The following is a 10,930-nucleotide window of genomic DNA, read 5'->3' as shown; positions in this document are numbered from 1 at the left end:
GGTGAGCGCTCAGGGCACTGCCCCTGCCCAAAAGATGACCCCCGCGAAGTTGCACCTTCGACGGGGGTCTTGCCATTCCCGCTGGAGGGGAACGACGTGACGAGACTACGACACGCGGGGCGTAGCGCCTACGCGACCACAGCCACAGGCGCCATCGGCAGCCTGCCCCGCATCCGGGCCGTCGACCGTGCGTCGGCCATCCGGGCGCTGACCATGGGCGAGCCGACGGTGTACGCCGTGCAGCTGCCGGACGGCACGATCAAGATCGGCTGCTCGGAGCACCTCGACAAGCGCCGCCGGTGCATCGACCCGGACGCCGAGGTGCTCGGCTTCATGCCGGGCGACTTCGACGACGAGGCCGCGATTCACGCGCAGCTGGTCGAGTACCGCGACCACGGCCGCGAGTACTACCGGCCTACCTCGGCTGTGCTGGCGGTCGTCAACCGGATGCGCCAGCGCTTCAACCTGCCGCCGATCGAGTAGCGCCAGCCCGGCGGGAGGTGCGAGCCCGTGACCATCGCACCCCAGCGGCCCGCCTCCAGCAGCTACGACCTGACCCGCGTGCTGCGCTTCGTCGAGACCCGCCTCGCCCCCGAGCGGCGCGAGCAGCCCTGGGCTACCCCGGGCGAGATGGCCGCCGCACTGGACCGCACCAACGTGCAGACCCCCGCGCTGCGGCTCATCGACGACGCCCTGGCCCGCGTCGCCTCCGGTGAGACCGAGCGGCAGATGCTGTCCATGCCGCCGCAGGAGGGCAAGTCCCAGCGGATCTCGATCTGGTTCCCGCTCTGGCTGCTGCACCGCAACCCGAACCTGCGCATCGCCATCGTCTCCAACGGCTTCGACCTGGCGCGCACCTTCGGCGAGCAGATCCGCGACAAGCTCAAGGCCAACCCGCAGCTGGGCCTCACGCTCTCGTCCTCGACCGCGGCCAAGCACGAGTTCAAGCTGCTGGGCTACACCGGCGGCGTGGTCTGCGTCGGCATCGAGGGCTCGCTGACCGGCCGGCCCGTCGACGTCTTGATCATCGACGACCCGTACAAGGACGACAAGCAGGCCGACTCCAAGGCCTGGCGCGAGACGGTCCAGAACTTCTGGCGCTCGGTGGCCCTAACCCGGCTGGCCCCGGGCGCCCCGGCCGTCATCGTGCAGACCCGGTGGCGCCAGGACGACCTGTCCGGCTGGCTGCAGACCGAATACGCCGGCGAGTGGTCGGTGCTCAACATCCCCGCCCAGGCCGACCACGACCCCGAGAAGGGCGAGAGCGACGTGCTCGGCCGCGCCCCCGGCGAGTACATGGAGTCCGCCCGGAAGCGCACCGTGACCGACTGGGTCAAGAAAGCCCGCGAGGTCGGGTCGCGGTCGTGGAACGCGATGTACCAGGGCCGGCCCTCCCCGGCCGAGGGCGGGATCATCAAGCGCACCTGGTGGAAGTACTACGACACCCCGTTGTGGCTCGAGCAGCCCGACGGCTCGCGCTGGGTGCCCTCGGAGTACGACCAGATGCTGCAGTCCTGGGACATGACGTTCAAGGACACCGACAGCTCCGACTACGTCGTGGGCCAGGTCTGGATGCGCCGCGGTCCGCGGGTCTACCTGCTCGACCAGGTCCGCGGACGGTGGTCCTTCACCGAGACCCGGCGCCAGTTCGTGGCCCTGTCGTACCGCTGGCCGCAGGCACAGGCCAAGCTCATCGAGGACAAGGCCAACGGCCCGGCGGTGATGTCTTCGCTCGAGAACAGCCCGGTCGGCATCGGCGTCATCCCCGAGGAGCCCTACGGATCCAAGACGGCCCGGCTCAGCGCCGTCGCCCCGTTCGTCGAGGCCGCCAACGTGTACCTGCCCGACCCCGAGCACATCGAGGGTGCAGCCTGGGTCGGCGGCTTCGTCGACGAGATCGCCGGCTTCCCCACCGCCGCGCACGACGACCAGGCGGACGGCGCGTCCCAGGCCATCAACCGCCTGATGCTGCAGCCGGCGCTGTCCGGGGAGCTCTACACCGAGGACGACCTCGACGACGAGCTCGCCGCGTTCCAGATCACCCCGTACTGACCATGACCGGCGACACGACACGAGGGCGGTGACCGACGATGACCCTTGAGATCACCGAGACCACCGAGACCACCGAGACCACCACCTCGGCCCCCGCGCTGTCCATCGAGGAGCAGCTCGCCGCCTCCGAGCAGGACAACGAGATCCTCGAGGAAGCCCTCTCCGAGCTCGAGCTCGCCGCCGAGGACCGCGGCTGGCGCACCGCCCAGATGGACCTCGACCGCGAGTTCTCCCGCGAGGGCCTGACCAACGTCATCCGCAACTGCTCGGTCATGGCCATCGCCTCTCCCATGATCAAGCGCGGCCTGCAGCTGCGCCTCGGCTACGTGTGGGGCCAGGGCCTCACCGTCGCCGCTCGTGCCGGCGCTGGTGCCGCCCAGGACGTCAACGCCGTGGTCCAGGCGTTCTGGGACGACCCGTCCAACCAGGTCGCCCTCACCTCTCCCGAGGCGCAGGAGAACCTCGAGCGGCGCCTCGGCAAGCAGGGCAACATCATCTTCACGTTCTTCCCCGACCCGCTGACCGGGCGGGTGCAGCTGCGGGTCACCCCGTTCGAGGAGATCGGCGACAAGCTCGCCAACCCCGAGGACCGCGACGAGACCTGGTTCTTCTTCCGCACCTACACCGCGACCGTCATCGAGGCCGGCTACGGCGGCGGCACCCGTCGGCGCACCGAGACCCGCCGGGTCCTGCACCCCGCGCTCGGGTACTGGCCGGCGTCGCGGCCCAAGAGCATCGACGGGCTGCCCGTGCTGTGGGACCAGCCGATGCTCCACGTCACGGTCAACAGGCCCGAGGGCGGCAAGTGGGGCATCCCCGACGTGTACGCCGCCCTGCCGTGGGCCCGCGCCTATGAGGGGTTCCTGACCGACTGGGCTCGCCTGGTCAAGGCGCTGTCGAAGTTCGCGTGGCGCCTCTCGGGTGACAAGTCCTCGAAGGTTCGCGCCGCGGCGTCGAAGCTGATGTCTGCGATGCCGCGACCCGGCGACATGAACCCCGCCGACCCGACGAGCGGTCCCGTCGGGCAGGTCGCGGCCGGCGGCCCCGGTGTGGGCCTGGAGGCGATCCCGAAGTCGGGCGCCACCGTGGACTCCGACTCCGGGCGGCCGCTGGCCTCCATGGTCGCCGCCGCCCTGGGGGTCTCCGTGGTCGACCTGCTCGCCGACCCCGGTGTCACCGGTGCCCGCGCGGTCGCGGAGACCATGGACAAGCCGGTGGTGCTGGAGATGAACGGCCGCCGCCGGCTGTGGGGCTCGGTGCTGCAGACCATCCTCGGGTACGTCATCGACCAGGCCATCCGCGCACCCCGCGGCCCGCTCAAGGGCACGGTCATCCGCGACGCTCGCACTGGCCGGGAGACAGTCACCCTGACCGGCGACGTCGAGCGCAGCGTGGCGATCGACTGGCCCGACCTGACCGAGCTGGACACGGTCAAGCTGGTCGAGGCGATCGTGGCCGCCGACGGCACCGGGAAGATGCCGCCGGTCGAGACCGCCCGCCTCCTCATGACCGCCCTCGACGTCAAGGACGTCGACGAGGTCCTCGAGGAGATGACCGACGAGGACGGGAACTGGATCGACCCGCTGATGAGCGCCGGCCAGGCCGCGGCCGACCGGTTCCGCCGCGGCGAGGACCCGGCGGGCCTGTGATGGCCCACCGCGGGATCATCGTCGTCCACGTCGAACACGTGGCCACCGACCTGGGGCTGTGGTGCACCGACTGCGCGACCTCCGGCGGCGCCCGGGTGTGGTTCACCCGCCGGTCCGGGAACACGCTGCGGCTGTGCTCCGCGGTCGGGTGCACCGACTGCGGCGGCAGCAACGTCGAGGCCGGCGCCTGATGGCCGCCACCCGGCGCACGTTGCGCCTGCAGCGTCAGATCAACGCCGACCTCGCACGCATCACCGACACCCAGACCCGCGACCTCGTCGCCGCCTGGGTCGACGCCTGGGACGAAGTCGCCCCCGACCTCACCGCCGCTCTCCTCGAGCAAATGGTGGCAGGCGAACGCGTCACCCGCACCCAGCTACTGCGGTCGCTGCGCCTGCGCAACGCGCTTGGGGCGATCCGCGACCAGCTGCAGACCCTTGCTGGCGCCGCCGGGGTACGGATCATCGACGACCTGCAGGACGTAATCGACGCCGCCGGCGGCGCCCAAGCATCCGTCGTCGACTCCCAGCTCCCTCCTGGTTCCCTGCTCGTTCCTGCCGACTCTTGGACCCGCGTCGACGCCGACCAGGTCGCCGCGATCGTGCGCCGCACCACCGAGCAGATCACCTCCACGCTGCGCCCCATGCCGGCCGAGCAGTACCAGATCCTGCGCCGCGAGCTGATCCGAGGCGTCGCGGCCGGCGCGAACCCACGCGCTACCGCCGCCCGCATCGTGGCCCGCGCCGAGGGCCGGTTCAACGGTGGCCTGACCCGGGCGCTGAACATCGCCCGCACCGAGACCCTCGACGCGCACCGTACCGCTACCCAGCTCGCCCAGGCCCAGCACACGGATGTGCTCGCCGGGTGGCAGTGGGTCTCAGCGCTCGACACCCGCACCTGCCCCTCCTGCTGGGCGCAGCACGGCACCATCCACGACCTCACCGCCCCCGGTCCGCTGGATCACCAGCAGGGCCGCTGCGCCCGGGTCCCCGTCGTCAAGCCCTGGTCCGACCTCGGCTTCGACATCGAAGAGCCCCCGTCGCTGGTCCCCGACGCAGCGACGCGGTTCGAGACGCTGCCCTCCGAGGAGCAGCTCGCCATCCTCGGTCCTACCCGGTACGAGGCTTGGGTCCGCGGGGACTACCCGATCAGCTCGTGGTCCAAGCGCCGCAGCACCCCCGGGTGGCGCGACTCCTACGGGGTCGCGCCCGCCCCTGGTCGCCGTCAGAGCGGTGGCCGCGTGTCCCGCACCGCCGCCTGAGCCGGCCGGAACCACACCGCCCCGCAGCGGGCGCACTCCTCGCCCCGCTCCATCCCGCGCAGGGTCGGGCGTACCTCACCCAGCACCCACACGTGCTCGACGCAGTCCGTGTCGTCGTCCATGCCCACGCCCGGCACCGTACCCCGCACTCACCGATGACCGGGAGGTCTCCATGCCCAAGCAGCTCGCCGAGAGCGTCAAGCTCAACGAGGCCGCCACCGCCTCGGACCGCAAGTCCGGGCGCATGACCATCCAGGTCCTGACTCCCGGGTGGGGCAGCTCCGGCTACTACTCCAAGGACGTCTGCGAGGCCGCGGCCGACCTGGTCGCCGTCGGCACCCAGATGTACCTCGACCACCCCCACCAGGACGGTTCCGGCCTCGACGTGCACGGCAACCGGTCCATCCGCGACCTCGCCGCCGTCATCACCGAGGCCGGCCACTGGGACGACACAGCCCAGGCCGTCATCGCCGAGGCCACCGTCACCGCCCCGTACCGCGACTTCCTCGCCGACGAGAACCTCGCCCCCCACATCGGGCTCTCGATCCGCGGGTCCGCCTCCGACGTCATCGAGGGCGAGGCCGAGGGCCGAACCGGGCAGCTCATCGAGTCTGTCGCCGCGATCACCTCGGTCGACTTCGTGTCCCGCGCCGGCCGCGGCGGGAAGGTGCTCCAGGTCTTGGAGTCCGCGCCGCCGTCGGTGGTCGTGGACCGGGCCCTCGCGCACGGCGTCGAGGAGGCCACCGTCGACGAGCGCCGCGAGCAGCTCTCCGACGCGATCCGCACCCAGTACGGCAGCGAGCGCCGCTGGGCGTGGGTCCGCGACTTCGACGAGACGACCGTCTGGTTCGAGGCCTCTGCCGAGGACGAGCCGTCGAAGACCTGGCAGCAGGCCTACACCGTCGCCGACGACGACCTGTCGGTGTCCCTGACCGGCGAGCGCGCCCACGTGCGCCCGGTCACCAAGTACGTCACGGTCACCCGACCGGGCAGCACCACCCCCACCACCGAGGCTGACCTGGAGGTCACCATGGGCAAGATCCAGATCGAGGAGTCGGAGCACACCCGGCTCACCGAGACGGCCGGTCGGGTGGACGCTCTCATCACCGAGAGCGCCACCAAGGACGCACGCATCGCCGAGCTCGAGGAGGCGGCCGCGCAGCGCACGCGCACCGACCGCGCCACCGAGATCGTCGAGGCGCGCGCCAAGGACGCCGGCGTCGTCTTCACCCCGCGTGAGGTCAAGGGCCTGCTGGCCGACATCACGCTCACCGAGAGCGGCGACCTCGACGAGGCGGCGTTCACCACCCTCGTCGACACCGACGCCGCCGAGAAGAAGGCCGCGTCCGGCTCCGGGCGCATCACCGGCCACGGCGGCACCACCGTCACCGAGTCCGGCTCCGGCGCGATCAGCTGGGGCGACATCGACAACGAGCTCGGGCTGTCCGAGTCGAAGGGAGCCTGATCATGTCGAAGAACCTCGTGTTCCGCGGGGAGTCCCCCGCTCTGTCCCTGCCGGTCCCGGCCGGCACCCGCTCCGGCGACCCCGTCAAGGTCGGCGGCCACATCGGCGTCTGCGACACCGACCGCACCGAGGTCGTCGACGGCAAGCAGTACGGCGGCGTCGGCAACCCGGCCGGCTACGCCTCCGTGGCCCCCGACGGCGTCTACGCCCTCGAGGTCCCCGAGGAGATCACCACCGTCGGCACCGCGGTCTACATCGTCGCCGCCGACAACAGCCTCACCACCACGGCCACCAGCAACACGCTGTTCGGCCACACCACCCCCGTCATCGACAAGGGCGTGGCCAGCGGGGCGACCAAGGCCGCCGGCGCCGGCACCGTCAACGTCAAGCTCGTCCGGATCTGAGGAGACCGATCATGACCAACACGCTTCTCGAGATCGCGGAGAGCATCTCCGCGGAGACCTCGGGCACCTCGCCGGAGGCCTACCGCCGCCGGCTCGCCGCACGGCCCGGCCTCATGGAGGCCGCCCTCGGCATGGCCCGCCTGATGACCCACGCCCGCGAGGGCTCCAAGCGCGCCATGTTCGAGCTGAACGAGGCGCTGACCACCAGCGACCTCGCCCAGTTCGCCTCCGGCGCCGTCATCGAGCGGGAGATGCTGCAGAACTACGACGCGCTGCCCACGCAGTGGCCGAAGTTCCTCACCCCCACCACGCTCGCGAACTTCAAGCCGAAGTACATGAGCCAGCTCGAGCTCGGCTCGCAGGTCTTCAAGGACGTGCCCGAGCGCACCGGCTACCCGATGGCCCAGGGCCCGGAGCTGGAGGAGTACCCGATCCGGGGCAAGAAGACCGGTCTGCTGTGGGGCTTCTCCTTCGAGGCCCAGGTCAACGACGACCTCGAGCAGCTGATGCTCGTGCCGAACCAGATGCCGCAGATGGCCATCGACACCGAGGACGACCGCGGCCTGCGGCTGCTCATCAACCTCGAGACCGGTGCCCTGAACACGGCGTTCTTCAACGTCGGCAACGGCAACATCGGCACGCTCGAGCTGAACGCGACCAACCTCGAGGCGGTCCTGACCAGCTTGCGCACCAAGCGCGACCCGAAGACCGGGACGATCATCCCGGCCGGGCGGCTGCAGCTGGTCGTGGGCTACGCCCTGGAGGCGCAGGCCGAGCGGCTGCTCAACGTCGACCGGGTGCAGGTCTCCGACGGCAACGGCGGGTTCACCTTCGAGCCCAACCCGCTGCGCGGGAAGGTCGACCTGGTCGTCAACGAGAAGCAGCTCGGCGAGTCCTGGATCGTGATGCCCAAGCCGGGCACCGCGCGCCGCTCGCCGTTCTGGTTCGGCCGGGTCCGGGGCTTCGAGCGCCCCGACTTCCGGTACAAGGCCGACCAGGGCCGCGCCATCGGTGGCGGCGACATCGTGGTCAACCAGGGGTCGTTCGACGACGACACCATCTGGTACCGCGGCCGCCACATCATGGGCGTCGCCCACGGCGACCCGACCCTGACCTACGGCTCCGACAACAGCGGCGCCTGAGGAGGGCGAGGACATGGCTGAGACCAAGAACGGCCGGCACCTGCTGGCCAGCAAGGACTTCGTCGACGTCGTCGACGCGGACGGCAACGACCTGGGCTACCAGGTCCCGAAGCACTGGGGTGCCGACCAGCTCGCCCCCGGCGCGAAGAAGAAGGCGGGCCGCTCCTCGAGCAGCTCGACCAGCGGCACCTCGAGCACGCCCACTCCCCCCGCCGACCCGGGCACCGAGCCGGCCGGCAACGCCTCCCGCGAGGCGTGGGCGAAGTACGCCACCACGGTGAAGGGCGCCACCGAGCAGGACCTCGTCGACGACAAGGGCGAGCCCCTGGGCCGCGACGAGATCCGCACGAAGTACGGGACGCCCCCCGCGTCCTGACACCCCACCCGGTGGGCGGGCCGGCGACCCCAGCCCGCCCACCGGTCACCACCTGAACGAGGGAGCTGCCGTGAGCGAGACCCAGGCGTACGACGTCACGACTGACATCGGCAAGGTACGGCTGCTGCTCTCCGACATCGCGACCCCGTGGGTGTTCACCGACACCGAACTGCAGGCGTTCCTCGACATGGAAGGCGGGGTGAAGCGCGCGGCGGCGCAGGCGATCGACACGAACGCCACCAACCACGCTCTCGCGTCCCGGGTCCTGCGCTCCCAGGACGTCAGCACCGACGGCGCCAAGCTCGCCGACGCGATGCGGGCTCACGCCGACCGGCTCCGCGCGCAGGCTGATCAGGCTGATGACGACGGCGACGGGTTCTTCTTCGACGTCATCGACCTCGAGCCCGACACCGGCCGCCCCGAGCGCACCGGTTGGCCGGTCTGATGCGCAACGTCGGCTACGGCCGCCCCGGCACCGAGGTAATCCCTGCCGGCTGGGCCACCAACCACCGCCCCGTCCTCGCCGGCACCCGCCGCGGCGACCTGGCCCTCCGCAAGCCCGGCACCACCCAGGCCTGGTCCGACGACGCCGAGGCCATGGTCTCCCTGCCGCTGCCCGTGCACTTCACCGGCACCTGCCGCGTCCAGGCCATCGACACCCAGGCCCGCGAACGCGTCGTCGCCGGCGACCCCGAGACCACCGTCGACTACCTCATCACCACCGACATCGACCCCGCCGCCACCCTGGACACTTCCCCGGCCCAGGGCGACCTCGCCACCGTCACCGACACCGGCGACCCCCTCCTCGACGGCCGCGTCTTCCGCGTCACCCGCGTCGGCACCGGCACCGAGCTCTTCGAGCGCTACCTCTTCTGCACCCTCAACGACTGAGACCAGGGAGGCACACCCATGGGCGTCACCATCGACACCTCCCAGGCCCGGGCCCTCGGCGCCCGCGTCGCCGGCAACGGCGCCCGCCTCGGCGCCCAAGGGTCCGCGGTGCTGCGCCGCACCGCCCTCGCCATCGAAGCCGACGCCAAGGTCCTCGCCCCCGTCGACACCGGCGACCTCGAGGCCTCCATCTCCACCACCTTCACCGGCGACGGCCGCTCCACCGGCGTCACCGCCGAGATCGGCCCCACCGTCGAGTACGGCATCTACCAGGAGTACGGCACCAGTACCCAGCCCGGGAAGCCGTTCATGGGCCCCGCCTTCGACCGGCAGGCCCCCGGGTTCACCGCCGCTCTCGCCGCGATGGCCGAGAAGATCATCTGATGCCGGCCACCATCAGCCGGCGCCTCCTCGGCCGAGCGGTCGCTGCTCGCCTCACCGGCGTCACCAACGCCACCGGCTACTACGGCCAGATCGGCGCCCGCAACGGCCTCGACCCCACTGTCGCTGCCCCCGCCGACCCGCCCGCGAAGTCGCCCACCGACCCCCGGGCCGCCGCCTACTTCATCGTCTCCCCCGGCGCCGGCGCCCCCGGCGGCGAGGACTCCCTCGACGAGACCGTCGTCGACCTCGACTGGCCCGTCCAGATCACCGCCGCCGGCGGCGACACCGACGACGTCCTCGCCCTCGTCGACCGCATCGACGCCCTCCTGTACCGGTGGGCGCCCGCCACCACCAACGGCGTCATCTGCGGGCCCCTGCGCACCCCGCCCGGCTACTCCCCGCTCCTCATCCCCGACGACGGCCAGAACCCCCGCCGGTTCTTCGTGCCGCTGCAGTACCAGCTCACCGCCCACACCTGAGCCGCCCCACCCTCGGGGCCCTCTCCCTCACCTGGAGGACCCCATGTTCATCGACGTCTACAGCAAGGCCACCGGACGCAAGCACCGCGTCCCCGAGCACTACCTCACCAACCCCGTGCTCGCGAAGCCGTTCCGCAAGACCCCCAAGACCCGGGCCGCCGAGACCAGCTCGGCAACACCCGAGACCGACGTCGTGACCGCGACGACGGACACCACCGAGACCCCGGCCGCCCGGGGACAGGAGTAACGACATGCCCAAGTCGCTGGCCGACGGCCACATCAAGCTCACCATCCTCACCACCGAGCCCGAAGACCCCGCCAACCCCACCGTCACCGAGCTCAACGCCGGCATCGACGTCTCGTGCAACGTCCTCGCCTCCGACTTCACCTGGTCGGCCGGGGACTCCGACAAGTTCGCCGAGGCCGCCCTGTGCGAGTCCAGCAACGCGAACTCGATGGGCCGCGACAACTTCACGGCCGGCATCACCCTCTTCCGCTACTTCGACGTCACCACCGGTGAGGTCGACGAGACCGAGGACGCCGCCTACCAGGCGCTCAAGGTCAAGGGCACCACCGCCTGGGGCTACTCGCGGGAGAACGGCAAGGAGGCCACCGAGCCCTGGGCCGAGGGCGACGAGTACGACCTCGGGCTGCGGGTCCTCACCGACCGCCCCCAGCGCCCCGGCAGCGGCGGCGGCTACATCAAGCGCCGCATCCCCCTCGAGCCGCAGGCCGGCTGGCAGGAGGGCACGGTCGCCGCGGCCGGCGTCTGACCCCTGGGCGCCCCCTGACTGGGGTGGCGGGTGCAGAGGACCACCCGCCACCCC

At 71.4% G+C, this 10,930-nt stretch carries 15 protein-coding genes; all 15 read left to right on the top strand.

Annotation, left to right across the window (positions count from 1 at the left end):
• Positions 1–96: 96 nt before the first annotated feature.
• The 15 genes from ABKW28_RS12865 (at position 97) to ABKW28_RS12795 (ending at position 10,876) form a co-directional block, all read left to right on the top strand.
• Entirely contained in the window at positions 97–483 is a 387-nt protein-coding gene (locus tag ABKW28_RS12865; RefSeq protein WP_348610149.1) for a hypothetical protein, read from the top strand.
• A 27-nt stretch (positions 484–510) separates the two neighbouring features.
• On the top strand, positions 511–2,052 hold the full coding sequence (gene terL / locus ABKW28_RS12860; protein WP_348610143.1) for a phage terminase large subunit: 1,542 nt from the start codon (positions 511–513) through the stop codon (positions 2,050–2,052).
• 38 nt (positions 2,053–2,090) lie between these two features.
• Complete coding sequence (locus tag ABKW28_RS12855; RefSeq protein WP_348610140.1) at positions 2,091–3,701, top strand: hypothetical protein; 1,611 nt, start codon at positions 2,091–2,093, stop codon at positions 3,699–3,701.
• Entirely contained in the window at positions 3,701–3,892 is a 192-nt protein-coding gene (locus ABKW28_RS12850) for a hypothetical protein (protein ID WP_348610137.1), read from the top strand. Before ABKW28_RS12855 ends, ABKW28_RS12850 begins: the two co-directional genes overlap by 1 nt.
• Positions 3,892–4,962, top strand: a complete 1,071-nt coding sequence (locus ABKW28_RS12845) for a phage minor head protein (RefSeq protein ID WP_348610134.1) — start codon at positions 3,892–3,894, stop codon at positions 4,960–4,962. Before ABKW28_RS12850 ends, ABKW28_RS12845 begins: the two co-directional genes overlap by 1 nt.
• A 172-nt stretch (positions 4,963–5,134) precedes the next feature.
• Positions 5,135–6,427, top strand: coding sequence for a hypothetical protein (locus ABKW28_RS12840; protein WP_348610131.1), 1,293 nt, complete (start codon positions 5,135–5,137; stop codon positions 6,425–6,427).
• A gap of 2 nt (positions 6,428–6,429) precedes the next feature.
• Positions 6,430–6,831: a DUF2190 family protein gene (locus ABKW28_RS12835; RefSeq protein WP_348610128.1), complete on the top strand. Its 402-nt coding sequence runs from the start codon at positions 6,430–6,432 to the stop codon at positions 6,829–6,831.
• A gap of 11 nt (positions 6,832–6,842) precedes the next feature.
• Entirely contained in the window at positions 6,843–7,973 is a 1,131-nt protein-coding gene (locus ABKW28_RS12830) for a hypothetical protein (protein WP_348610125.1), read from the top strand.
• 13 nt (positions 7,974–7,986) lie between these two features.
• Positions 7,987–8,349, top strand: a complete 363-nt coding sequence (locus ABKW28_RS12825) for a hypothetical protein (protein WP_348610123.1) — start codon at positions 7,987–7,989, stop codon at positions 8,347–8,349.
• Between the two features lie 70 nt (positions 8,350–8,419).
• Complete coding sequence (locus tag ABKW28_RS12820) at positions 8,420–8,794, top strand: hypothetical protein (protein WP_348610120.1); 375 nt, start codon at positions 8,420–8,422, stop codon at positions 8,792–8,794.
• Positions 8,794–9,240, top strand: coding sequence for a DUF6093 family protein (locus ABKW28_RS12815; RefSeq protein ID WP_348610117.1), 447 nt, complete (start codon positions 8,794–8,796; stop codon positions 9,238–9,240). The genes ABKW28_RS12820 and ABKW28_RS12815 overlap by 1 nt, the downstream gene beginning before the upstream one ends.
• A gap of 18 nt (positions 9,241–9,258) precedes the next feature.
• A complete protein-coding gene (locus ABKW28_RS12810) occupies positions 9,259–9,624 on the top strand; it encodes an HK97-gp10 family putative phage morphogenesis protein (RefSeq protein WP_348610115.1) in 366 nt (121 codons plus the stop codon).
• Entirely contained in the window at positions 9,624–10,103 is a 480-nt protein-coding gene (locus ABKW28_RS12805) for a hypothetical protein (RefSeq protein WP_348610112.1), read from the top strand. The genes ABKW28_RS12810 and ABKW28_RS12805 overlap by 1 nt, the downstream gene beginning before the upstream one ends.
• Positions 10,104–10,146: 43 nt before the next feature.
• Entirely contained in the window at positions 10,147–10,350 is a 204-nt protein-coding gene (locus tag ABKW28_RS12800; RefSeq protein ID WP_348610109.1) for a hypothetical protein, read from the top strand.
• A 4-nt stretch (positions 10,351–10,354) separates the two neighbouring features.
• Positions 10,355–10,876 (top strand): hypothetical protein, encoded by a 522-nt coding sequence (locus ABKW28_RS12795; RefSeq protein ID WP_348610106.1) that lies wholly within the window; start codon positions 10,355–10,357, stop codon positions 10,874–10,876.
• The last annotated feature ends 54 nt before the right edge of the window (positions 10,877–10,930 follow it).

Source organism: Nocardioides sp. 31GB23 (assembly GCF_040012395.1).
Lineage (GTDB): Bacteria > Actinomycetota > Actinomycetes > Propionibacteriales > Nocardioidaceae > Nocardioides > Nocardioides salarius.
The sequence above is the reverse complement of the archived record's forward strand: the minus strand, read 5'-3'. Positions and strand labels throughout refer to the sequence as shown.

Excerpts from the sequence above, each read along its gene's own strand:
- ABKW28_RS12815 (WP_348610117.1), top strand. The coding sequence starts at position 8,794 with ATGCGCAACGTCGGCTACGGCCGCCCCGGCACCGAGGTAATCCCTGCC.
- ABKW28_RS12810 (WP_348610115.1), top strand. The coding sequence starts at position 9,259 with ATGGGCGTCACCATCGACACCTCCCAGGCCCGGGCCCTCGGCGCCCGC.
- ABKW28_RS12855 (WP_348610140.1), top strand. The coding sequence starts at position 2,091 with ATGACCCTTGAGATCACCGAGACCACCGAGACCACCGAGACCACCACC.
- ABKW28_RS12835 (WP_348610128.1), top strand. The coding sequence starts at position 6,430 with ATGTCGAAGAACCTCGTGTTCCGCGGGGAGTCCCCCGCTCTGTCCCTG.
- ABKW28_RS12795 (WP_348610106.1), top strand. The coding sequence starts at position 10,355 with ATGCCCAAGTCGCTGGCCGACGGCCACATCAAGCTCACCATCCTCACC.
- ABKW28_RS12825 (WP_348610123.1), top strand. The coding sequence starts at position 7,987 with ATGGCTGAGACCAAGAACGGCCGGCACCTGCTGGCCAGCAAGGACTTC.
- ABKW28_RS12840 (WP_348610131.1), top strand. The coding sequence starts at position 5,135 with ATGCCCAAGCAGCTCGCCGAGAGCGTCAAGCTCAACGAGGCCGCCACC.
- ABKW28_RS12800 (WP_348610109.1), top strand. The coding sequence starts at position 10,147 with ATGTTCATCGACGTCTACAGCAAGGCCACCGGACGCAAGCACCGCGTC.
- ABKW28_RS12845 (WP_348610134.1), top strand. The coding sequence starts at position 3,892 with ATGGCCGCCACCCGGCGCACGTTGCGCCTGCAGCGTCAGATCAACGCC.
- ABKW28_RS12830 (WP_348610125.1), top strand. The coding sequence starts at position 6,843 with ATGACCAACACGCTTCTCGAGATCGCGGAGAGCATCTCCGCGGAGACC.
- ABKW28_RS12850 (WP_348610137.1), top strand. The coding sequence starts at position 3,701 with ATGGCCCACCGCGGGATCATCGTCGTCCACGTCGAACACGTGGCCACC.
- ABKW28_RS12805 (WP_348610112.1), top strand. The coding sequence starts at position 9,624 with ATGCCGGCCACCATCAGCCGGCGCCTCCTCGGCCGAGCGGTCGCTGCT.